Raw genomic sequence first — 22,764 nt, 5'->3', positions numbered from 1 at the left:
CGAATTATAGACGTCCAGAATCTGCCGTCAACACCTATTTTCATATTTCTGTCACATGAGTCAAAAAAGCCCAGAAAGACGAAGGCCGAGCCCCAGGGGGCTCGGCCTTCTTCCCTTCCGCTTACAAGCTTGGGAAAGCGAATTGCGACGCTTCATGGCTCGCACGTTGCGGCCAGCGCTGGGTGATGGCCTTGCGACGGGTGTAGAAACGCACACCGTCCGGACCATAGGCATGCAGATCGCCGAACAGCGAACGCTTCCAGCCACCAAAGCTGTGGTAGGCCACCGGTACCGGCAATGGAACGTTGACGCCGACCATACCGACTTCGATCTCATCGCAGAACAACCGCGCGGCTTCCCCGTCGCGGGTAAAGATGCAAGTGCCGTTGCCATACTCGTGATCGTTGATCAGTTGCATCGCTTCTTCCAGGCTGTTGACCCGAACGACGCACAGCACCGGCCCGAAGATCTCTTCCTTATAGATGCGCATCTCTGGCGTGACGTTATCGAACAGGCAGCCACCCAGGAAGAAACCCTCCTCATGCCCGGCAACGCTCAGGCCACGGCCGTCCACCACCAGCTTCGCGCCGGCCGCGACGCCGTCTTCCACATAGCCGCTGACCTTGTCGCGGGCCTGGCCGGTCACCAGTGGTCCCATGTCCAGGCCGCAGGAAGTGCCGGCGCCGATTTTCAGGGCCTTGATCTGTGGCACCAACTTGGCCACCAGCGCATCCGCCACCTGGTCGCCCACACACACGGCCACCGAGATCGCCATGCAACGCTCGCCGCAAGAACCGTACGCCGCGCCCATCAGTGCGTTGACGGCGTTATCCAGATCCGCATCCGGCATCAGCACCGCATGGTTCTTCGCTCCGCCCAACGCCTGGACACGTTTGCCGCGCTTGGTGCCTTCGGCATAAATGTACTCGGCAATCGGGGTCGAACCGACAAAGCTCAGCGCCTTGACTTCCGGTGCTTCGATCAGCGCATCCACAGCCGCCTTGTCGCCATGCACCACGTTCAGTACGCCTTTGGGCAGACCCGCTTCCAGCAACAACTGGGCGATCAGCAGCGTCGAGCTCGGATCACGCTCGGAGGGTTTGAGGATGAAGCAGTTGCCGCAGACGATTGCCAGCGGGTACATCCACAACGGGACCATCGCCGGGAAGTTGAACGGCGTAATACCGGCCACCACGCCCAACGGTTGGAAATCCGACCAGGCATCGATATTCGGGCCGACGTTACGGCTGTATTCGCCCTTGAGAATTTCCGGCGCCGCGCAGGCGAACTCGACGTTCTCGATACCGCGCTTCAGTTCACCTGCCGCGTCTTCCAGGGTCTTGCCGTGTTCTTCGCTGATCAGTTGGGCGATACGCGCTTCATTCTGTTCCAGCAGTTGCTTGAAGCGGAACATCACCTGCGCACGCTTGGCCGCCGGCGTGTTACGCCAAGCCGGGAACGCTGCCTTGGCCGAATCGATGGCTTTCTGAATGGTTTCGCGGCTGGCCAATGGCAGCTTGTGGATCGCCTGACCGGTGGACGGGTTGTACACGTCGGTCGCGCGACCGTCTTCGGTGACCAGTTCGCCATTGATCAAATGCGGAATAACGCTCATGCGGGGCTCCTGAAAAGTTGTCCACAGGCGCCCCGTCGAAGGACGCCTCTATATAGAAGGGAAAATCAGTCGATTTTGTTCAGCACTTCACCGACCGCGTCGAACAGGCGATCGAGGTCTTGTGGCTTGCTGTTGAAGGTTGGGCCGAACTGCAGGGTGTCGCCGCCGAAGCGCACGTAGAACCCGGCTTTCCACAGCGCCATGCCCGCTTCGAATGGGCGCACGATGGCGTCGCCATCACGCGGTGCAATCTGGATAGCGCCGGCCAGGCCAAAGTTGCGAATGTCGATGATGTTCTTCGCGCCCTTCACGCCGTGCAGCGCCTTTTCGAAATGCGGCGCGACGTCGGCCACGCTCTGCACCAGGTTTTCCTTTTGCAGCAGGTCGAGGGCTGCCAGGCCAGCGGCACACGCCACCGGATGCGCCGAGTAGGTGTAGCCGTGCGGGAACTCCACCGCATATTCCGGCGTCGCCTGATTCATGAAGGTCTGGTAGATCTCGGAGCTGGCAATCACCGCGCCCATCGGAATCGCGCCATTGGTGACTTGCTTGGCGATGCACATCAGGTCTGGGGTCACACCAAAGGTGGTGGCGCCGAACATGGTGCCGGTACGGCCGAAGCCGGTGATCACTTCGTCGAACACCAGCAGGATGTTGTGTTGATCGCAGATTTCGCGCAAACGCTTGAGGTAGCCTTCAGGCGGAACCAGCACGCCAGCGGAACCGGCCATTGGCTCGACGAAGACTGCGGCGATGTTCGACGCGTCATGCAATTCGATCAGTTTGAGCAACTCATCCGCCAGGGCGATACCGCCCTCTTTCGGCATGCCACGGGAATAGGCATTGCTCGCCAGCAAGGTGTGCGGCAGGTGATCGACATCCATCATCGCCTGACCGAAGAGCTTGCGGTTGCCGTTCACCCCACCCAGGCTGGTGCCGGCGATGTTCACACCGTGATAGCCACGGGCACGACCGATCATTTTGGTCTTGGTCGACTGGCCTTTCAGGCGCCAGTAGGCACGGACCATTTTCACTGCGGTATCGGCGCACTCGGAACCCGAGTCAGTGAAGAACACGTGATTGAGGTTGCCCGGGGTCAGGTCGGTGATTTTCTCGGCCAACTGGAACGACAGCGGATGACCGTACTGGAAGCCCGGCGAGTAATCGAGGGTACCCAATTGCTTGGCCACCGCCTCCTGGATTTCCTTGCGGGTGTGCCCGGCACCGCAGGTCCACAGACCGGACAACGAGTCGTAAACCTGGCGCCCCTTGTCGTCCGTCAGCCAGCTGCCTTCGGCCGCCACGATCAGCCGCGGGTCGCGCTGGAAATTACGGTTGGCGGTGTAGGGCATCCAGTGAGCATCGAGCTTGAGCTGGCTGGCCAGGGAAGTCGGTGCGTTTTCGGGCAAGTTCATGGGCAAAACCTCGCAGGGCGATAAGCGGCGTGGAGATGAAAGCGTTCTTGCAGCTAACTTGCCACGGGGATAAAGTCGATGAAATCCAACTTTTATAATGTTCAGTCAGCCATCCACTAAACTTTGAGCAGTCAGCGTATGAGCAGTCGTCGCCCCGATCCGTTAGCACAAGTCAGCGACTTTGATATCCGTCTGCTGCGGATTTTTCGCAGCGTGGTGGAATGCGGCGGTTTTTCCGCGGCGGAATCGGTGCTGGGCATCGGACGCTCGGCAATCAGCCAGCAAATGAGCGATCTGGAACAGCGCCTCGGCCTGCGCCTGTGCCAGCGCGGTCGAGCCGGATTCTCCCTGACCGAGGAAGGTCGCGAGGTCTACCAGTCAGCCTTGCAGCTATTGAGTGCCCTGGAGAGTTTTCGCACCGAGGTCAACGGCCTGCATCAGCACCTGCGCGGCGAATTGATCATTGGCCTGACCGACAACCTCGTGACCCTTCCCCACATGCGCATCACCCATGCCTTGGCGCAATTGAAGGAACGCGGGCCGGACGTGCAGATCCAGATTCGCATGATCGCGCCCAACGAAGTCGAACAAGGTGTGCTCGACGGGCGCCTGCATGTCGGCGTGGTGCCCCAGGCCAGCGCGCTGTCGGGGCTTGAGTATCAACCGCTCTACAGTGAACGTTCGCTGCTGTATTGCGCGGTGGGTCATCCGTTGTTCTACGTCGATGATCGACAACTGGACGATGAACGCCTGAACAGCCAGGACGCTATCGCCCCGACGTTCCGTTTGCCGGCGGACATTCAAGCGCATTACCAGGCCCTCAACTGCACCGCCAGCGCTTCCGACCGCGAAGGCATGGCCTTTCTGATCCTGACCGGGCGCTACATCGGCTACCTTCCGGATCACTACGCCAGTCTCTGGGTTCAACAAGGTCGCTTGCGTGCACTGAAACCCAAGGCGCGCTTCTACGACCTGAGCCTGGCGTCCGTCACCCGCAAGGGCCGCCGTGCACATCTGGTGCTGGAGAGCTTTTTGGAAAGCCTGGCCGCGACGCGCTAGCTTGGCGAGGTTTTATTGCCTCGGGACTTGTCGTAGCCCCTGCGGGTGCGCTATCAACACAATGCTTGCACCCACCCCTCTGTCTGGAAGTGCCTATGACCTTTGAAGTTCCCGCTCACGGCGGCAAACCTGCCAGCCGCATTCGTCAGAAGAACGAAGAGACCATCATCAAAGCCGCCGAAGACGAGTTCGCCCGCCACGGGTTCAAGGGCACGAGCATGAACACCATCGCCCTGAACGCCGGTTTGCCCAAGGCCAACCTGCATTACTACTTCACCAACAAGCTGGGGTTGTATGTGGCGGTGCTGAGCAACATCCTGCAGCTGTGGGACAGCACCTTCAACAGCCTCACCGCCGAGGACGATCCGGCCGAAGCGCTGACCCGCTACATCCGCGCCAAAATGGAATTCTCCCGCCGCCAGCCACAAGCCTCGCGCATCTTCGCCATGGAAGTCATCAGCGGCGGCGAATGCTTGACCGAATATTTCAACCAGGATTACCGCGACTGGTTCCAGGGCCGGGCGGCAGTGTTCCAGGCGTGGATCGATGCCGGCAAGATGGACCCGGTCGACCCGGTCAACCTGATCTTCCTGTTGTGGGGCAGCACCCAGCATTATGCGGATTTCGCCACGCAGATCTGTCGGGTCAGTGGTCGCGCCAAGTTGACCAAACAGGACATGGAAGAAGCTGGGGACAACCTGATCCGCATCATTCTCAAGGGCTGCGGCCTGACTCCGACCATTTAAGACACTTATGCCCTTTACTCTCAGCGACTTTTGCGAATACCGCGAAGAGATTCGCAAAAGCCGCTTCATTACCCTCGCCGCCCCGGTGGGCAGCCCCGCCGAAGCTCAGGCGTTCATCGACCAGCACAGTGACCTGAATGCCACGCACAACTGCTGGGCCTGGAAGCTGGGCGATCAATATCGCAGCACCGATGACGGTGAACCGGGCGGTACCGCCGGTCGACCGATTCTGGCGGCGATCGAGGCACAGGATTGCGACCAGGTCGTGGTGCTGGTGATCCGCTGGTACGGCGGCATTCAGCTCGGCACCGGCGGCCTCGCCCGGGCTTACGGGGGCGGTGCCAACAAATGCCTGCAAGCGGCACCGAAGATCGAGTTGATCAGCCGCGTCCCCGTGAGTTGCGCCTGCGGATTCGCAGAGTTGACGCTGGTGAAACTTCGGGTAGCGGATCTGGGCGGCCTGGTGACGGGGGAAACCTTCACCGCCAATGGGGTCGAGTTACAACTGGCGATAGGCGAAGCGCAGATCGAGACATTGCAAAAACAGCTCGCGGACCTGAGTCGCGGGCGCATCCTGTTGCATCGCTGACGCCCCGTGAATGACCTGGAACATTGCCCACATCTACTGTGCACCTGGCTGTGGATAACCTGAGCACATACCGCTGTAACCCTTCTGTCATGCGGCTTTGCGGGCATTGTTCATTTTTCGTTCAATCTTCCTCCCATGGGCTGAAAATGGCCTTGAAACAATCAGTTAGGGCGTTTTATCACCTTTAGAAGAAAGCAGATCGGTACTTATGCCCGCGTTTCAAGCTTGCGCACAAATACTGTGGAGCAACCTGTGGATAACCCGTTCATGGCTGGCGCAGTTCTTTACCCGGCATGGGTTGCACGGCGTTGATCGTTTTTTGATCAGGCTTTACAGGTGGCTGCCAGAACGCACTACGAGCAGGCACGCTCCCACGGGAGGGGCTTCAGCGCTCGGAGCGGCAACACTTGAGCCACGCCCCAGGCCAATTCGAACACCAGGATAACCACCAGCAGCGAACTGGCCCCGTGCAGCAAGGCATACAATTGCCAGGACGCGAACAGAAACCGGCCGACCGCGTCATATCGCCCAAACACCACCTGCGGATCACGAATCCGCAGCACCGCCCACACGCACACGATCGACCCCAGCAGATTGGCCATCAGCATGTGCAGCGGCGCGAACACTGGCAATTCGCCGGGCAACGCATAGGCCTGGCTCACATTCGACAAAATGCCCTGTAAGGCGGCAAAGCTCCACGGCGTGACAAACGCTGCCGTCACGATCAAGTCATACCAGGCGCTTGCGCGCACCAGGCGGCGATACTGCGTTGAAGTCCACATCCTTATTACTCCATCGATTCAAGGAGCATCCAGGCTAAAGCCTGGAGTATGCTCCAGGGTCAAGCCCCCTTTCGAGAGGTCAGGATGCGCATCGGTGAATTAGCCCAGGCCAGCGCGGTCAGCCGTGACACGCTGCGCTTCTACGAGCAACGCGGTTTGATCGTCGCGCAACGCAGCGCCAACGGCTATCGCGATTACCCGGCGGAAATGCTCCAACTGGTGCTGTACATCAAGACCGCTCAGCGCCTGGGGTTTACCCTTGGCGAGATCGGCCAGAGCGTCGCCGCGTTGTGGCAGTCGCCCGACCCGGACAGTGCCGTCACGCAGTTGCTGCAAGACAAACTGAAACTGATTGAAAACCGAATGGACGAACTCGGCGCCTTGCGCAGCGAGTTGCAACGTCGGCTCGGCCAGCGTTGTCCATTGAATCCATGAACGTCACTTTTCAAGGAACCCTGTATGTCCAAGGTTAAAACCGCACTCATCATCGGCGCCTCTCGCGGCCTCGGCCTGGGCCTGGTGAAAACCCTGCTGGCCGATGGTTGGCAAGTCACCGCCACCGTGCGTAACCCGCAGAAAGCCGATGCCTTGCAGGCGTTGGGCAAGGTACGGATTGAAAAACTCGACATGGATGATCAACAGGCGGTCATCGCCTTGAGCCAACAACTCAAGGGCGACGTGTTTGACCTGCTGTTCGTCAATGCCGGGGTCAAGGGGCCTGACGTGCAGACGCCGGGCGGCGCGACGCTGGCAGAGGTGGGCCAGTTGTTTTTCACCAACGCCGTGGCGCCAATCAACCTGGCGCAGCGCTTCGTCGGGCAGATACGCCCCGAGACCGGTGTCCTGGCCTTCATGAGCTCGGGCCTCGGCAGCGTGACCATGCCCGATGCGCCGGAACTGGCGCTGTACAAGGCGAGCAAGGCGGCCCTGAACTCCATGACCAACAGCTTCGTCACGCAACTGGGCGAGCAGAAACTCACGGTGCTGTCATTGCACCCGGGTTGGGTGAAAACCGACATGGGCGGTGAAGGCGCCGATCTGGATGTTGAAACCAGCACCCGTGGGCTGGTGGATCAAGTGAACGCCTACACCGGCAAGGGCGGGCATCACTTCGTGAACTACAAGGGTGAGGTCATTCCCTGGTAACTCCACCATTTTTCTGTGGGAGCGGGCTTGCTCGCGAAAGCGAAGTGTCATTCAACATTTATGGCGACTGATACTCCGCTTTCGCGAGCAAGCCCGCTCCCACGAGATCAATTGCACAGATAGTCATGTGTCGCCAGGTCGCAACGGGCTTGCCCACTCAGGGGTTTTGTTCGACACTGCGCACCTCGCCCCCGCGGCGTCCCTGGATCAGCAGACAGGGTAATCACTGAGCTGGCTAACCTGAACCCACTTTCAGAGGAGCCGGCCAACATGCCTGCGACCCGTACCTGGTTAAAAAATCCCCTCGCGATCTTCACTGCCAATGGCCTGGATGCCCGTGGCGGGCTGGTCGTGCAAGACGGTGTCATCGTCGAAATGCTCGCCAGCGGCCAGTCACCCTCCGCGCCCTGCGAACAGGTATTCGATGCCCGCGAACATGTGATCCTCCCCGGCTTGATCAACACCCATCACCACTTCTATCAAACCCTGACCCGCGCCTGGGCGCCGGTGGTCAATCAGCCGCTGTTCCCGTGGCTGAAAACCCTGTACCCGGTGTGGGCGCGGCTCACCCCTGAAAAACTCGCCCTCGCCAGCAAAGTCGCGCTGACCGAACTGCTGTTGTCCGGTTGCACCACTGCCGCCGATCACCACTACCTGTTTCCGCAAGGCCTGGAAAATGCAATCGACGTGCAGGTCGAGAGCGTCCGCGAACTGGGCATGCGCGCCATGCTGACGCGCGGTTCCATGAGCCTGGGGGAAAAGGACGGCGGCCTGCCGCCACAGCAGACCGTGCAGGAAGGCGAGGTGATTCTCGACGACAGTCGACGGCTGATCGCCGAGTACCATGAACGCGGCGACGGGGCGCAAATCCAGATTGCTCTGGCGCCCTGCTCGCCGTTCTCGGTGACGCCGCAAATCATGTCCGCCAGTGCCGAACTGGCGAACAGCCTCGACGTGCGTCTGCACACTCACCTGGCGGAAACCCTCGACGAAGAAGACTTCTGCCTGCAGCGCTTCGGCCTGCGCACTGTGGATTACCTGGACAGCGTCGGCTGGCTCGGACCGCGTACCTGGCTGGCCCATGGCATCCATTTCAATCCGGACGAAATCGCCCGCCTCGGCGCGGCCGGCACCGGCATCTGTCATTGCCCGAGCTCGAACATGCGCCTGGCGTCCGGGATCTGCCCGACGCTGGAGCTGACAGCCGCAGGCGCGCCGCTGGGGCTGGGGGTGGACGGTTCGGCGTCCAACGATGCATCGAACATGATGCTGGAAGCCCGCCAGGCGCTCTACATTCAGCGCCTGCGTTATGGCGCGCAAAAAATCACGCCCGAGTTGGTGCTGGGGTGGGCGACCAAAGGTTCGGCCAGCCTGCTGGGGCGTAATGACATTGGTGAGCTCGCGGTGGGCAAGCAGGCGGACCTGGCGCTGTTCAAGCTCGATGAGCTGCGGTTCTCCGGCAGCCATGACCCGCTGTCGGCGTTGCTGCTGTGCGGCGCCGATCGCGCGGACCGGGTGATGATTGGCGGGAAGTGGCGGGTGATCGACGGCCAGGTCGAGGGGCTGGACCTGAAAGGATTGATCGCCGATCACCGTCAGGCAGCGCGGCAATTGATTGCAGGCTCCTGATACCCCCCACAAGCGGTGGGAGCAAGCCTGATTTTTCGCGAGCAGGCTTGCTCCCAGTTCGGTTGCTGAGGGTCACAGGCCGATGATCGACAACATGATGAACGTGGCGAACAGGACGAAATGGGTCATGCCTTCGATGGCATTGGTTTCGCCATCGTTGAGGTTGATTGCACTGACGATCAGGGTCAGGAAAATCATCACGGTCTGCACCGGGGTCATCGCCATCTGGAACGGCTGGCCGGTATAGAGCGCCATCGCTTCCATCACCGGCACCGTCAGGATCACCGTCGACAACGAAGCCCCCATGGCGATGTTGACCACCGACTGCATGCGGTTGGCCAGCGCCGCGCGCAACGCGGTCAGAATCTCTGGCGCAGCGGAAATCGCCGCCACCAGAATCGCAGTGATGACCGGCGGCGCGCCCGTGCCCTCCAGGCCCAGGTCGAGGGTTTTGGACATGACCTCGGCCAATGCCCCGATCACCACTACGCCAAACACCAACGTGCCGATACTCAACCCGAGATTGATCGGCTCCGGCGTTTCTTCGGGCACTTGCCTGCGGCGTTTTTCCGGATAGCTGTAGCTGAAAAAATAGCTGTGCGGCCCGACCTGCATGCGCAGGAACAAGGTGTAGAGCACGACCATCGCACCGATGGTGAACGCCGAATAGATTTTCCACTTCGCCTCGGGGATGAACTCCGGCACCACCATGGACACCCCCATGGCGGTGAGGATCATCACGCTGTAGCTGCGCGCCGAGTCATCGTTGTAGGACTGCTCACCATGCTTGATTCCGCCCATCAACGCGGCGAGGCCGAGGATGCCGTTGATGTCGAGCATCACGGCGGAGTAAATGGTGTCGCGCACCAATGTCGGTGACGCTTCGTTGCTCATCATGATCGCCAGAATCACCACTTCGACCAACACCGCCGCCAGCGTCAGGATCATCGTGCCGTAGGGATCGCCGACTTTTTCCGCGAGCAATTCGGCGTGATGGGCAACGCGCATGGAGGCGGCGACGATGAATGCAATCAGGATGAGGCCGGCCAGCAGCGCGATCGCCTGACCGCTGTGCAGCATCCAGTGCTCCAGTGGATAGGCGACGAATGCAGCGACCAGGGCCAATAGCAGGAATCGTTCTTGCTTGAGAAATGTGAGCATGCCGGGCCTTTGTGCCAAGTGGAGCGAAATCGCTGCGATGAGCTACTGACTGCGCCGTCGCGCTAACGTTTCGTTACACCTTAGCCCACGAATGCCTGTGCATTTTCGTGCGGCCCCGATGGCATGAATGAACCGCCCGGTCAGGTTTTATCAATTATTACCGCCAGCATCTGTAGAATGCCGCCATTGCACCTGATGAGATTTCAACTATGTACGATTGGCTCAACGCCCTGCCCAAGGCAGAACTGCACCTGCACCTCGAGGGTTCGCTGGAGCCCGAGCTGCTGTTCGCCCTGGCCGAACGCAACAGGATTGCCCTGCCGTGGAGCGATGTCGAAACCCTGCGCAAGGCCTACGCCTTCAATAACCTGCAGGAGTTTCTCGACCTGTACTACCAGGGCGCCGACGTCCTGCGCACCTCGCAGGACTTCTACGACCTGACCTGGGCTTACCTGCTGCGGTGCAAGGCGCAGAACGTGGTTCACACCGAACCGTTCTTCGACCCGCAGACCCACACCGACCGTGGCATTCCCTTTGAAGTGGTGCTCAACGGCATCGCCGCCGCGCTGAAGGATGGCGAGCAACAACTGGGCATCACCAGTGGTTTGATCCTGAGTTTCCTGCGCCATCTGAGTGAAGACGAAGCCCAGAAAACCCTGGATCAGGCGCTGCCGTTCCGCGATGCGTTTGTCGCCGTCGGCCTCGACAGCTCGGAAATGGGCCACCCACCGAGCAAGTTCCAGCGCGTGTTCGACCGTGCCCGCCACGAAGGTTTCCTGACCGTCGCCCATGCCGGTGAAGAAGGCCCGCCGGAGTACATCTGGGAAGCCATCGACCTGCTGAAAATCCAGCGTATCGACCATGGCGTGCGCGCCATCGAAGACGAGCGCCTGATGCAGCGGATCATCGACGAGCAAATCCCGTTGACCGTGTGCCCACTGTCCAACACCAAGCTTTGCGTGTTCGATCACATGTCCCAGCACAACATCCTCGACATGCTCGAGCGTGGCGTGAAGGTCACCGTGAACTCGGATGACCCGGCGTACTTCGGCGGTTACGTGACCGAGAACTTCCACGCGCTGTATACCGATCTGGGCATGACCCAGGACCAGGCCAAACGCCTGGCGCAAAACAGCTTGGACGCCCGTTTGGTCAAACCCTAAGCCGGTGTGGGAGCGAGCGAGTCGAGTCTTCGCCGCCGCTCCCGCCTTGCGCCTACAACGCCATTTCCAGTTCGGTTTCCTTGGCGAAGCGGTGGATTTCGCGCTGCCCTGCCGAGGTGATGTGCAAGGCGCGGGAATCGTTTGGCAGGCTCAGCCACCCGGACTGCATGAACAGTTGCAACAGCGCCGCCCCCAGAGAACCGCCCATGTGCGGACGCCTTTCGCTCCAGTCGGGACAGGCACAGGCCGCCTTGCTGGTGCTGTACGCCAATGCCTGGACGAACACCCCGCGATTCGCCAGTTGCGTCGCGCCCTTGTGGGTGATCGACACCCGATGATCGAACTGCTCGATCCAGCCTGCGTCCAGCAGGCGCTGGTAGAGATCGGCGGCCAGCGTGCCGCCCAGATGATCGTCACAGAGCCGGGCGCGCAACAATGACGAAGGCGCCGCCTGGCGTATCGGGATAGGGGTCGTGTTGCGCTTGAACACGTCGGGAATGTCCCGAGGGGTACTGGCAATCGTTGCACTGGCCAGCGCTTCGATCGCAGCGCCGATTTCGGGCGCGGCCAGGCGGAAGAACCGCTTGCGGCCACGGGTTTCGACTTTCAACAGACCTCCGGCGGACAAACGGCCCAGGTGCGCACTGGCCGAGGACGGCGACAGGCGGGCCAGCAATGCCAGCTCTTCGGTCTGTCGCGCCGCGCCGTCCATCAAGGCCCACATCATTGCGCTGCGCTTTGGGTCAGACAGCAACGTGGCAATCTGGCTGATGCAAGGTGCATGTTCCATGTATTCACTCCCTGTTGAATCGTTTCGTCTACTGCTCAGAGATATCTTGACCAGTAATGTGTCGTCGGCCAAGACGTGGAAACCGCCATAAACCGGGCAGAGCCATCCACTCACCCAAGCCACGGCTTCGCAGACCTTGCAAAGACCGGTGATTGACCGCAGAGCCGGGCGGCTCGGACGCGGACTCGCCATGGCAAGCTCGACGCTGCGCACATGAGGCGGCGCTAGTATAAGCGCGTTGATCGCCGGTTCCTGCCCCCCGGAAACCATTGGTGGTGATTGATCCTGAGAGAAATTTCGCTATTTTCTCGCGACTAATGATCAGCCCCCGCCAACCCGGGAAATTGACCGCCCAGACGAGTACATCGGCTGGCAAGCATTTCCCGCAGAAGGTTCACCGGCTTACTCAATTGTGCGCGATGGGCGCACAGCAGATTCAGCGGTGCACGCTCACAGAGCAGCTCCGGCATCAGCACTTTCAAGCGACCGGCCAGCACATCGGCGGCCACGTCGAGCCAGGACTTGTAGGCGATCCCCGCGCCCGACAGCGCCCACAAGCGCACCACATCGGCATCGTCGCTGAAGCGGTCACCGCTGACCGTCAGGCTGACTTCACGCTTGCCGTCGTGGAAACTCCAGTGGTCATGAACCCGACTGCCGAGCATGTACAGCAGGCAATTGTGCTGCGCCAGTTGCTCGAGTTGGCGCGGCTCGCCATGCCGGGCCAGGTAACTCGGCGCGGCACACAACACACGTCGGTTCTGCGGGGCGATGGGCAACGCCACCAGGCTCGAATCTTCCGGCTCGCCGTAACGCAGGGCAATGTCCACAGGTTGGCGAAACAGGTCGGCGATACGATCGCCCAACAGCAAACGCACGGTCAGTTTCGGGTGCTCGCGCTGAAACTCGTCCAGCCAGGGCAGCAGCAGGTTGCGCCCGAAATCCGACGGTGCCGACAACTGCAGCACCCCGCTGACCTGATCCTGGCCACGGGCCAACAAGCGGCGGCCTTCGTCCAGGTTGCCCAGCGCGGCCCGGGCATACTCGAGGAACCCTTCGCCCTCGGCGGTCAGGCGCAGGCTGCGTGTGGATCGAGCCAGCAACCGGGCGCCAAGTTGCTGCTCGATGCGCTTCAATGCGGCGCTGGCCACCGCCGCCGACATGTCCATGCCCCGGGCGGCCGCCGACAGGCTACCCAGGTCCGCCGCCCGGACAAACAGCTGCAGGTCATCGAAACGCAACATGGCTCAAGCCCCAATTATCAAAAATATATTGAAAGAGACTGCTCTTTTAGCGGGTTTTATCTTGCAGAGAAATAGCCAATCATCGACCCCATCGCAATCAACCTGCTCACGGAGCCGAACATGTCGCAGCCTTTCACCGCCATTGCCACGCTGATTGCCAAAGCTGGCCAGCAGGACGCACTTGAGCAGCACTTGCGTGCCCTGCTGGAACCGACCCGCGCCGAAGCCGGCTGTGGTCAATACGATTTGCACCAGGACCTGGCCAACCCGCTGGCTTTCTACATGATTGAACAATGGAGCAGCGACGAAGCGCTGCAGGCCCATGATGCCAGCGCCCACATCCAGCATTTTCGCGCCTCGGCCGGCGAGCTGATCGAACACTTCGACCTCAAGCGCCTGCGCGCCCTGGTTTGACCCCTTTTTACTACTGCTCAGGAATCCCTCATGAAAGCCATCGCCTACTACGCCTCGTTGCCGATCAGCGACGAAAAATCCCTGCAGGACATCCAATTGCCAGAACCGGTCGCCGGCCCGCGCGATTTGCTGGTCGAAGTCAAAGCCATCTCGGTCAATCCCGTGGACACCAAGGTCCGCCAGAACGTCCAGCCTGAAGGTGGTGCGCCCAAAGTGCTGGGCTGGGACGTCGCCGGTGTGGTCAAGGCGGTCGGCAGCGAAGTGACGTTGTTCAAGGCCGGCGACAAGGTGTTCTACGCCGGCTCGATCGCCCGTGCTGGCGGCAACAGCGAATTGCACGTGGTGGACGAGCGCATCGTCGGCCACATGCCAAAGACCCTGGGTTTCGCCGAAGCCGCCGCCCTGCCGCTGACCGCCATCACTGCCTGGGAATTGCTCTTCGAACGCCTGCAAGTGCGCGAAGGCAAAACCGATGAAGGCCAGAGCCTGCTGATCGTTGGCGCGGCCGGCGGGGTGGGTTCGATCCTGACGCAGTTGGCCAGCCAACTGACCGGCCTTACGGTGATCGGCACCGCTTCGCGACCGCAAACCCAGAGCTGGGTCCGTGAACTGGGTGCCGACCTGGTGATCGATCACAGCCAGCCGTTGAGCGAAGCCCTGAAAAACGCAGGCGTTGCGAATGTCACCCACGTCGCCAGCCTGACCCAGACCGATCATCACCTGGACCAGTTGGTCGAAGCCCTGGCGCCGCAAGGCCAGCTCGCGCTGATCGATGACCCGAAGGCCCTGGACGTGACCAAGCTCAAGCGCAAGAGCCTGTCGCTGCACTGGGAGTTCATGTACACCCGCTCGCTGTTCGAAACCCCGGACATGATCGAGCAACACAAACTGCTCAACCGGGTCGCCGGGCTGATCGACGCCGGGACCTTGAAAACCACGGTCGGCGAGCACTTCGGGAGCATCAATGCGGCCAACCTGCGACGCGCCCACGCGCTGCTTGAAAGCGGAACATCCAAGGGCAAGATCGTGCTCGAAGGCTTCTGAAACAGGTTGAAACACGCGTCGCCCGCCAGGGCGACGCCGTCAGTCCGAAGGTTGATCGTTGTCATGGTTTTGATTGCACGGGGGTCTACAATCGTGACCTCTGCGATGCAATCTTTTAACCGAGGAGGTCAGCAATGAAGATCCTGATAAAAGAATTGGCACATTCCCAGTGGCAGGTCCGCCTGGATCAACACGCTGTGACATTCCGCACCGAAGCCGAAGCCCGCGCCTTTACCCGCACCCTCGAAGCGCGCCTGCAAGCCCCTCACCCGATCCCCGTCTACCAGCACCGAGCGGCTGGCTGAGGCCTCCTCAGACCTGGGCTTGCGCCAATGCCCGGGCATTTTGCAGACGTCGGGTGAGCATCGCCGCACTCACCACCAGAATCGCGCACAGGCTGATGACCATGGCCATCGGCATCGCGCTGCCGTCATACAAGACACCCACCAGCGACGCGGCCCCGGCGGCGACGCTGAATTGCAGGCAACCGAGCATCGCCGACGCACTGCCGGCGCGCGCACCCTGCCCGGTCATGGCACACGCCGAAGCATTGGGCAGAATGCAACCGAGGCTGGAGATGCAGATGAACAGCGGCACCAACAGCGGCCACAATTGCTCGGTGTGCAGGGAGCTGACAGCCAACAGCGTCAGGGCCGCCGCCAGGTAAATCCAAACGGTGCGCACCAGCAGATACGCCGGCCCGCGCTTGGCCAGCAGGCGTGCGTTGACCTGCGCCACCAGAATGAAGCCTGCCGCGTTGGTACCGAACAACCAGCCGAAGTGCTCGGCCGGAACCCCGTAGAGCTTGATGAAAACGAACGGCGAACCGGCGATGTAGGCAAACATCCCGGCGATGGCGATGCCACCGGTCAGGGCGTGGCCCAGGTAAACCGGATCCTTCAGCAGGCGACCGTACTGGCGCAGCGCCCCTGACAGCGGTTGACGCGGCAGGTGCGCGGGCATGCTTTCCGGCAACCCCAGCGCCACAGCCAGCCCCGCCATCGCACTGAAACCGGTCAAGGCGAGGAAAATCGATTGCCAGCCCGTGGTGTTGACCAGCAATCCGCCGAGCATCGGCGCGAGAATCGGCGCCAGGCCCATGACCAGCATCAGTTGGGAAAAGACCTTGGCCGAGCCCACGGCATCACACTTGTCGCTGACCACCGCCCGGGAGATCACCATGCCGGCGCAGCCACCCAATGCCTGGACAAAGCGCGCGCCCATCAGCCACTCCAGGTTCGGCGCATAGGCACACGCCAGGGACGCGACGGTGAACAGGCCGACGCCCGTCAGCAATGGCACGCGCCGGCCGAAACGATCCGCCACCGGGCCGTACGCCAGCTGGCCGATGGACAGGCCGAGGAAATACGCGGCCAGCGTCAGTTGAACGTGCTGTTCATCGGTGCCGAACGCCAGGGCCATCGCCGGGAAGGCCGGCAGGTAGAAATCGATCGCAAGCGGCCCAAAAGCGCTCAGGGCGCCGAGTATCAAAATGGTACGGAGGTTCATCAGGCATCCAGTGGGACTGAGGTCAGCAAGCCCGACAGTCTAGCCGTGCCTGGCCGCCTTGAACATTCCGATAGCTCGCTAACTATTAAAAACCTGCTGAATGGAAGCAAAACACTGTGGGAGCAAGCTTGCTCGCGATTGCGCGGGCGTCAGTCAATATCAATGCCCTTGACCGGGCCTGGCTCCCACAGGGAAGTGTTCAGGCAACTTTCACTTCATAGCCTTCTTCACTGATCGCTGCGATCACTTGATCGACGGTCAGTGCGCTTTCGACGCCCACTTCCTTTGCCGCCAGGTCGACACGCACGCTGGCCGCGGGATCCTTCGCCTGCAGCGCCTGGGTAATGGCCTTGACGCAATGGCCGCAAGACATGCCTTGAACGTTGAACACTTGCATGCAATGACTCCTTTTGATGAGGTTGCGCACAGTCTCGACCTTTCCACCATGGCAAGGTCAAGTTCTGAGATTCGCTGCCGGGCTGGCAATCGGCGCCGCGCTCGGCCAAGCTGCGAGCATCAATGACTCGAACTCAGGAGATTCAGCCATGCGCTGGTCAGCTTTCAGCCTGTTTGGCTTGCTCAGCCTTTCCGCCGCCGTGCCCTCGGCCCATGCTGCCGGTGAGGATTACGGCGTCCTGATCATTTCCCGCGAGCGCCTGGAAGTGTCGACCAGTTGCGAAATCGGCGTGTACCTGCAGGATCAACTGTCGGCGCGGCTGTTCCAGGAACAGAGCACCTCGTTCAACCTGCCGCCGGGCGATGTCTCGCTGCGTCTCAAACTGCTGCCCGGCCAGGCGCCGGGTTGCAACCCCGGAATGCTCGCGCCGGGCTCGCAGGTCATCACGCTCAAGGCCGGTGATGTGTTGAAGTACCGGATCGCCATGACCCAGGAAGGCATGTACCTGAAGCAGGCAGCCCTGGATTACTGACGTCGCATTTGATCTGGAACATGGCGCTTGACCTTGCCCGCATGGCAAGGTTGATCCTGTAGGCATCTTCTACAGGGAGCGCGACCGATGTCCGAATCCATCACTTTCGATCTGCCGATTGCCGGCATGACCTGCGCCAGCTGCGCCGGGCGTGTCGAGCGTGCCTTGAGCAAAGTCATTGGCGCCACGGCGGTCAGTGTCAACCTGGCCACCGAGCAGGCTCGGGTGCAGGCGCCGGGCGACAGCCTGCCGGCGCTGGTGGAGGCAGTGGCACAAGCGGGCTACAGCGTGCCGCAGCACAACCTGGAACTGAGCATCGACGGCATGACCTGCGCCTCCTGCGTCGGTCGAGTCGAACGGGCGTTGGGCAAGGTGCCGGGTGTCAGGCGCGTCAGCGTCAACCTGGCCAACGAACGCGCCCACCTCGAATTGCTTGGGCAGGTCGCCCCCCAAACCCTGATCGATGCGGTGTCCCGGGCGGGTTACAGCGCCAGCGTCTGGCAGCCCGAACAACCGCAGACCGATACGCAACAGCAGCACCTGCACCGTGAGCGCTGGGCGTTGATCCTGGCGATCGCGCTCGCCCTGCCGCTGGTGTTGCCGATGCTGCTGCAACCGTTCGGTGTGCACTGGATGCTCCCGGCGTGGGTGCAGTTCGCGTTGGCCACCCCGGTGCAATTCATCTTCGGCGCGCGCTTCTATGTGGCCGCCTGGAAAGCGCTGCGTGCCGGTGCCGGCAACATGGACTTGCTGGTCGCCCTCGGCACCAGCGCCGGCTACGGCCTGAGCCTCTATGAGTGGGCCACCGCCGCCGGACGCATGCCGCACCTGTATTTCGAAGCGTCCGCAGTGGTGATCGCTCTGGTGCTGCTGGGCAAATACCTGGAAAGCCGCGCCAAGCGCCAGACCGCCAGTGCCATCCGCGCCCTCGAAGCGCTGCGCCCGGAGCGTGCTGTGCAGGTGATCGACGGCCATGAACAGGACGTCGCCATCAGCGCCTTGCGCCTCGATGACCTGGTGCTGGTCAAACCCGGTGAGCGCTTTCCGGTGGACGGTGAAGTGATCGAGGGCCAGAGCCACGCCGATGAAGCACTGATCAGCGGTGAGAGCCTGCCCGTACCGAAACAGCCCGGCGATAAGGTGACCGGTGGTGCCATCAATGGCGAAGGCCGATTGCTGGTACGTACCCTGGCCCTCGGGGCGGAAACCGTACTGGCGCGCATCATCCGGCTGGTGGAGGACGCTCAGGCGGCGAAAGCGCCGATCCAGAAACTGGTGGATAAAGTCAGCCAGGTGTTTGTGCCTGCGGTCCTGCTGCTCGCATTGGCAACCCTGGTGGGCTGGTGGCTGTACGGCGCGCCGCTGGAAACCGCGTTGATCAACGCTGTCGCGGTGCTGGTGATCGCCTGTCCGTGCGCCCTCGGCCTGGCCACGCCGACCGCGATCATGGCCGGCACCGGGGTGGCCGCGCGCCACGGGATTCTGATCAAGGATGCCGAAGCCCTGGAACGCGCCCATGAAGTCAGCGCGGTGGTGTTCGACAAAACCGGCACACTGACGTCCGGCGCTCCGCGCATCGCTCACATGACCGCCGTTGACGCAGACGAAGCCGCCCTGCTGCAAATGGCGGGCGCCCTGCAACGCGGCAGCGAACACCCGCTGGCCAAAGCGGTACTGGACGCCTGTGCCGAACGCGGCTTGACCGTGGCGGACGTCAGCGACAGCCAATCGCTGACCGGACGCGGCATCGCCGGCACCCTCCAGGGCCGTCGGCTCGCGCTGGGCAATCGGCGCCTGCTGGAAGACAGTGGCTTGAATGCCGGTCCGTTGGCAGATTCCGCCAGTGCCTGGGAAAACCAAGGCCGCACCCTGTCCTGGCTCATCGCGCAATCGCCACAACCGCAAGTGCTGGGCCTGTTCGCGTTCGGCGACACCCTCAAGCCCGGCGCACTGCAGGCGGTGCAACAACTCAGCCGGCGCCAGATCAGCAGCCACTTGCTGACCGGTGACAACCGCGGCAGCGCCAGAGTGGTCGCCGAAGCGCTCGGCATCGAGGATGTCCACGCCGAGGTGCTGCCAGCCGACAAAGCCGCCACCGTCGCGGCCCTGAAAAAAACCGGGGTGGTGGCGATGGTCGGCGATGGCATCAACGACGCCCCGGCCCTGGCCGCCGCCGACATCGGCATTGCCATGGGCGGCGGCACCGACGTCGCCATGCACGCGGCCGGGATCACCCTGATGCGCGGCGATCCGCGCCTGGTGCCGGCGGCGCTGGAAATCAGCCGCAAGACGTATGCGAAGATCCGGCAGAACCTGTTCTGGGCCTTCGTCTATAACCTGATCGGCATCCCGCTGGCCGCGTTCGGCTTCCTCAACCCGGTGCTGGCTGGCGCGGCAATGGCGTTATCGAGCGTCAGCGTGGTGAGCAATGCGCTACTGTTGAAAACCTGGAAACCCAAGGACCTGGAGGATGACCGATGAACATCGGCCAAGCAGCCCGTCAAAGTGGCCTGAGCGCGAAGATGATCCGTTATTACGAGTCCATCGGTTTGCTCAAGGCGGCCCATCGCACCGACAGCGGCTATCGGCTGTACGGCGATGACGACTTGCACACGCTGGCGTTCATCAAGCGTTCGCGGGATCTGGGGTTTTCCCTGGAAGAGGTCGGCAAACTGCTGGCCCTGTGGCAAGACCGCCAGCGTGCCAGTGCGGACGTGAAGGCGCTGGCCCGTCAGCACATCGACGAGCTGGAGCAGAAAATCCGCGAGCTGGGCCAGTTGCGCGACACCCTGCAGGACCTGGTGGAGCATTGTCAGGGCGATCACCGGCCGGACTGCCCAATCCTGAAGAATCTGGCGTCGGGGTGTTGTGATTCATCGGTGCCAGCCTGAAACAGACGTGCTGGCTGTCAGGCGGTGTTCGCGGCCGGCCCGCTCCCAGATTGGAAGGCGCTCGACAGCGGGACGGGCGCGCTCCGGGCGGCGGTTGCCCCTTCAGAACCCACCCACCATAAAAAAACCGGCCGAAGCCGGTTTTTTTCTGTCTCAACCGATCACTGCATCCACGGAGGCGGCGGCTCTTCGGTTTTGTTCGGCGGCGCATCGTCTGCGGCAAGGGCCGCCTGCCGGCGCTCTTCATCACGGCGCGCCGCTTCGATTTCGCGCATCACCCCGCCGACATCGGCCAGTTCTTCCGTATCGGCGAACTCGCCGGTCAGGACACTGCCCGGATGCAGGGTGCCGGCCTCATACAAGGCCCACATTTCCTTGGCGTACCGGGTGCTTTTCAGCTCCGGGGCAAACCGCCCGAAGTAGGACGCCATGTTGCCCACGTCCCGCTCCAGCATGCTGAACGCATGGTTGTTACCCGCCGCGTCGACCGCTTGCGGCAGGTCGATGATGACCGGGCCGGTCGGCGTCAACAGCACATTGAACTCGGACAGGTCACCGTGCACCAGACCGGTACACAGCATCAGCACGATCTGCGAAATCAGGAACGCGTGATACTCGCGCGCCTGGTCCGGCTCCAGCACCACGTCGTTCAGGCGTGGCGCGGCATCGCCGTACTCGTCGGCCACCAACTCCATCAGCAGCACGCCTTCGAGGAAGTCATACGGCTTGGGCACCCGCACACCGGCATTGGCCAGGCGGAACAATGCCGCCACTTCAGCGTTCTGCCAGGCGTCTTCGGCCTCCTTGCGACCGAACTTGGAGCCCTTGGCCATGGCCCGGGCCTGCCGACTGTTGCGCACCTTGCGGCCTTCCTGATACTCGGCCGCCTGACGAAAACTGCGTTTGTTCGCCTCCTTGTAGACCTTCGCGCAACGCAGCTGATTGCCGCAGCGCACCACATACACCGCTGCTTCTTTACCACTCATGAGTGGGCGCAGCACCTCGTCGACCAGACCGTCCTCGATCAGGGGTTCAATGCGTTTTGGAGTCTTCATCAGCTTTTATTGTGGGTCCTTTATTACCAAACACGCGAAAGTCATTCGTTATACGGCAATCCTTTCCCGGGCGGGAGGGGTTGCCGACCTATGAACGCTGCAGATGCACACAATGTGCCGAAAAACCTGACAAATTCCGCCGATGTCCATCAACCGCCAAGGATCATAGCCGAGCACGCAGCACTTGTTGGAGAAGGGATGCTCCGGTAATGGCGACATGATCTGACGTACCAGACGGCTCCTTTCGTAGGATTTTTTCTGAGAACCCTCAATTTCCCGCTCGGGCAGCCGAAGTCATCAGTAACAAAGTGAATTGTCCGACACTCGTTTCGATAGAAAACGACGGCGTCCCAGGATCGGGATCAACAACACCGTTTATGGCTGCCAATAATTCCGCGAGTCCTCTGCACTACGTGGGTTACAAGAAAATATGGAGCGCGGATGAACATCAAACAGAAGTTGACGTGGGCGTTTGCAATCATCGCCTGCTTGCCCGTGGTACTGGTCGCCACCCTGGTGGTGCTGAACCTGCGCAGCGATGCCAAGGACGACTTCGTCGACGGCAGCGGCCGCGAGATTCGTCAGGTCAGCAACGCCATGCAGCTGTTTTTCGACGGCATCAGCCAGAACGTCGAGTACCTGGCCAACCAGCCATTGGTCAAGACGGCCGACGCCAGCGTGAAGAGCCGTGTCAGCGCTGACGCCGCGCAGATCCCCGATACCGAGATCGACACCAAACTGTTTGATTTGTTCGCGGCCCTGGCCGCCAGCCATCCGGCTTACTCGTACGTGTCTTACGGCTTGGCCAGCGGTGGTTATGCGTTCTGGCCGGGCGACGCCAAAATGTCCAACTACGATCCGCGCATTCGTCCCTGGTACAAAACGGCGATGGCCAACCCGGGCAAGACCGTGCGGACCGAAGCCTACTACTGGGCCGGCGATGACGCGGTGCTGGTCAGTACCGTGCGCGCCGTGGCCAACCAGCTGGGGGCCCAGGGCGGCGTGGTCAACATCGACGTCTCGCTCAAGCAGCTCACCGAGATCGTCAAGCAGATCAAACTGGGCGAATCGGGTTACCTGATGCTGCTGGAAAACACCGGTACCGTGCTGGTGGACCCGAAGCAGCCGGAGCATAACTTCAAAGCCCTGGGCAGCCTCGGTGACGGTTACGCACAACTGGCCAAGGCAGGCAAAGGCCTGGTGGAAGTCGAACTCAACGGCGAGCGCTACATGGCCAACGTCTGGCCGTCGGAACAATTGGGCTGGACCTTCATCGGCTTGATCAAGCAAAGCGAAGTGATGAGCTCGGCCACCCAACTGACCTGGTTGATCGCCATCATCGCCGCCGTGCTGGCCGTGTTCTTCGCCATCGTCGGCGCCAGTTTCGCCAGCCTCATCGTACGTCCGATCCGCGGCGTGGCCAGCGGCCTGGAAGGCATCGCCCAGGGTGAAGGCGACCTGACCCAGAGCCTGCAAATCCGTGGTCGCGATGAAACCGCGCAACTGGCCAACTGGTTCAACCAGTTCCTGGCGGCGATTCGCAACCTGATTCAGAGCATCGGCGGCGCCGCGAGCAAAATCCT

The 22,764-nt window shown here is 61.6% G+C and carries 22 protein-coding genes and 1 pseudogene; 14 read left to right on the top strand and 9 right to left on the bottom strand.

Features of this window, described 5'->3' with window-relative positions; translation table 11 throughout:
• Positions 1-121: 121 nt before the first annotated feature.
• Together ACM6IM_RS20855 and ACM6IM_RS20850 are read right to left on the bottom strand one after the other, a co-directional pair.
• Complete coding sequence (locus ACM6IM_RS20855) at positions 122-1,615, bottom strand: CoA-acylating methylmalonate-semialdehyde dehydrogenase (RefSeq protein WP_192307840.1); 1,494 nt, start codon at positions 1,613-1,615, stop codon at positions 122-124.
• A 65-nt stretch (positions 1,616-1,680) separates the two neighbouring features.
• Complete coding sequence (locus ACM6IM_RS20850; protein ID WP_192307839.1) at positions 1,681-3,030, bottom strand: aspartate aminotransferase family protein; 1,350 nt, start codon at positions 3,028-3,030, stop codon at positions 1,681-1,683.
• Between the two features lie 138 nt (positions 3,031-3,168).
• On the opposite strand from ACM6IM_RS20850, the gene ACM6IM_RS20845 reads away from it, so the two are divergent.
• The 3 genes from ACM6IM_RS20845 (at position 3,169) to ACM6IM_RS20835 (ending at position 5,424) form a co-directional block, all read left to right on the top strand.
• Positions 3,169-4,089 carry a LysR family transcriptional regulator gene (locus ACM6IM_RS20845; protein WP_192307838.1) on the top strand — a complete coding sequence of 307 codons (921 nt, stop codon included), beginning with the start codon at positions 3,169-3,171 and terminating at the stop codon, positions 4,087-4,089.
• A 95-nt stretch (positions 4,090-4,184) separates the two neighbouring features.
• Positions 4,185-4,835, top strand: a complete 651-nt coding sequence (locus ACM6IM_RS20840; RefSeq protein WP_192307837.1) for a TetR/AcrR family transcriptional regulator — start codon at positions 4,185-4,187, stop codon at positions 4,833-4,835.
• Between the two features lie 7 nt (positions 4,836-4,842).
• A complete protein-coding gene (locus ACM6IM_RS20835) occupies positions 4,843-5,424 on the top strand; it encodes an IMPACT family protein (protein ID WP_414866182.1) in 582 nt (193 codons plus the stop codon).
• 353 nt (positions 5,425-5,777) lie between these two features.
• Here ACM6IM_RS20835 and ACM6IM_RS20830 read toward each other — a convergent pair whose 3' ends face one another.
• Entirely contained in the window at positions 5,778-6,206 is a 429-nt protein-coding gene (locus ACM6IM_RS20830) for a hypothetical protein (RefSeq protein WP_414866181.1), read from the bottom strand.
• Between the two features lie 84 nt (positions 6,207-6,290).
• Here ACM6IM_RS20830 and ACM6IM_RS20825 point away from each other — a divergent pair, with 84 nt between their 5' ends.
• The 3 genes from ACM6IM_RS20825 to ACM6IM_RS20815 all read left to right on the top strand — a co-directional run bounded on the left by ACM6IM_RS20825 (position 6,291) and on the right by ACM6IM_RS20815 (position 8,981).
• A complete protein-coding gene (locus tag ACM6IM_RS20825) occupies positions 6,291-6,641 on the top strand; it encodes a MerR family transcriptional regulator (protein WP_201193527.1) in 351 nt (116 codons plus the stop codon).
• Positions 6,642-6,665: 24 nt separating this feature from the next.
• Positions 6,666-7,352 carry an SDR family oxidoreductase gene (locus ACM6IM_RS20820; RefSeq protein ID WP_414866180.1) on the top strand — a complete coding sequence of 229 codons (687 nt, stop codon included), beginning with the start codon at positions 6,666-6,668 and terminating at the stop codon, positions 7,350-7,352.
• Positions 7,353-7,622: 270 nt separating this feature from the next.
• Entirely contained in the window at positions 7,623-8,981 is a 1,359-nt protein-coding gene (locus ACM6IM_RS20815) for an 8-oxoguanine deaminase (RefSeq protein WP_192307832.1), read from the top strand.
• Between the two features lie 72 nt (positions 8,982-9,053).
• On the opposite strand, the gene ACM6IM_RS20810 is transcribed toward ACM6IM_RS20815, so the two are convergent.
• The gene (locus ACM6IM_RS20810; protein WP_201193531.1) at positions 9,054-10,142 is read right to left on the bottom strand and encodes a calcium:proton antiporter; all 1,089 of its coding nucleotides are present in this window, start codon (positions 10,140-10,142) and stop codon (positions 9,054-9,056) included.
• Between the two features lie 209 nt (positions 10,143-10,351).
• Here ACM6IM_RS20810 and ACM6IM_RS20805 point away from each other — a divergent pair, with 209 nt between their 5' ends.
• On the top strand, positions 10,352-11,305 hold the full coding sequence (locus ACM6IM_RS20805) for an adenosine deaminase (protein WP_201193533.1): 954 nt from the start codon (positions 10,352-10,354) through the stop codon (positions 11,303-11,305).
• 52 nt (positions 11,306-11,357) lie between these two features.
• On the opposite strand, the gene ACM6IM_RS20800 is transcribed toward ACM6IM_RS20805, so the two are convergent.
• Both ACM6IM_RS20800 and ACM6IM_RS20795 read right to left on the bottom strand, forming a co-directional pair.
• Positions 11,358-12,095 carry an ArsR/SmtB family transcription factor gene (locus ACM6IM_RS20800; protein WP_192307830.1) on the bottom strand — a complete coding sequence of 246 codons (738 nt, stop codon included), beginning with the start codon at positions 12,093-12,095 and terminating at the stop codon, positions 11,358-11,360.
• Positions 12,096-12,409: 314 nt separating this feature from the next.
• Positions 12,410-13,339, bottom strand: a complete 930-nt coding sequence (locus tag ACM6IM_RS20795; protein ID WP_192307829.1) for a LysR family transcriptional regulator — start codon at positions 13,337-13,339, stop codon at positions 12,410-12,412.
• A 120-nt stretch (positions 13,340-13,459) separates the two neighbouring features.
• Between ACM6IM_RS20795 and ACM6IM_RS20790 the strand changes: the two genes are divergently transcribed.
• From ACM6IM_RS20790 to ACM6IM_RS20780, 3 genes are all read left to right on the top strand, one after another.
• Positions 13,460-13,753, top strand: a complete 294-nt coding sequence (locus ACM6IM_RS20790) for a putative quinol monooxygenase (RefSeq protein WP_414866179.1) — start codon at positions 13,460-13,462, stop codon at positions 13,751-13,753.
• Positions 13,754-13,783: 30 nt separating this feature from the next.
• On the top strand, positions 13,784-14,797 hold the full coding sequence (locus tag ACM6IM_RS20785; protein WP_201193536.1) for a zinc-binding alcohol dehydrogenase family protein: 1,014 nt from the start codon (positions 13,784-13,786) through the stop codon (positions 14,795-14,797).
• Positions 14,798-14,931: 134 nt separating this feature from the next.
• Positions 14,932-15,102, top strand: coding sequence for a hypothetical protein (locus ACM6IM_RS20780; protein WP_192307826.1), 171 nt, complete (start codon positions 14,932-14,934; stop codon positions 15,100-15,102).
• Between the two features lie 7 nt (positions 15,103-15,109).
• On the opposite strand, the gene ACM6IM_RS20775 is transcribed toward ACM6IM_RS20780, so the two are convergent.
• Positions 15,110-16,306 carry a multidrug effflux MFS transporter gene (locus tag ACM6IM_RS20775; protein ID WP_192307825.1) on the bottom strand — a complete coding sequence of 399 codons (1,197 nt, stop codon included), beginning with the start codon at positions 16,304-16,306 and terminating at the stop codon, positions 15,110-15,112.
• 199 nt (positions 16,307-16,505) lie between these two features.
• Positions 16,506-16,703, bottom strand: a complete 198-nt coding sequence (locus ACM6IM_RS20770) for a cation transporter (RefSeq protein WP_192307824.1) — start codon at positions 16,701-16,703, stop codon at positions 16,506-16,508.
• Positions 16,704-16,851: 148 nt separating this feature from the next.
• Here ACM6IM_RS20770 and ACM6IM_RS20765 point away from each other — a divergent pair, with 148 nt between their 5' ends.
• From ACM6IM_RS20765 to cueR, 3 genes are all read left to right on the top strand, one after another.
• Positions 16,852-17,235 carry a hypothetical protein gene (locus ACM6IM_RS20765; protein ID WP_414866178.1) on the top strand — a complete coding sequence of 128 codons (384 nt, stop codon included), beginning with the start codon at positions 16,852-16,854 and terminating at the stop codon, positions 17,233-17,235.
• Positions 17,236-17,322: 87 nt separating this feature from the next.
• Positions 17,323-19,716, top strand: coding sequence for a heavy metal translocating P-type ATPase (locus ACM6IM_RS20760; RefSeq protein WP_414866177.1), 2,394 nt, complete (start codon positions 17,323-17,325; stop codon positions 19,714-19,716).
• Positions 19,713-20,126, top strand: coding sequence for a Cu(I)-responsive transcriptional regulator (gene cueR, locus ACM6IM_RS20755; RefSeq protein WP_192307821.1), 414 nt, complete (start codon positions 19,713-19,715; stop codon positions 20,124-20,126). Before ACM6IM_RS20760 ends, cueR begins: the two co-directional genes overlap by 4 nt.
• A 161-nt stretch (positions 20,127-20,287) precedes the next feature.
• On the opposite strand, the gene ACM6IM_RS20750 is transcribed toward cueR, so the two are convergent.
• Positions 20,288-21,181, bottom strand: coding sequence for a PA4780 family RIO1-like protein kinase (locus tag ACM6IM_RS20750; RefSeq protein ID WP_414866176.1), 894 nt, complete (start codon positions 21,179-21,181; stop codon positions 20,288-20,290).
• A gap of 441 nt (positions 21,182-21,622) precedes the next feature.
• Here ACM6IM_RS20750 and ACM6IM_RS20745 point away from each other — a divergent pair.
• A pseudogene (locus ACM6IM_RS20745) lies at positions 21,623-22,711 on the top strand (cache domain-containing protein); the annotation flags it as partial.
• Positions 22,712-22,764: the final 53 nt, after the last annotated feature.

Source organism: Pseudomonas sp. IT-P12 (assembly GCF_949767465.1).
In the GTDB taxonomy this organism is placed as follows: domain Bacteria; phylum Pseudomonadota; class Gammaproteobacteria; order Pseudomonadales; family Pseudomonadaceae; genus Aquipseudomonas.
The sequence above is the reverse complement of the archived record's forward strand: the minus strand, read 5'-3'. Positions and strand labels throughout refer to the sequence as shown.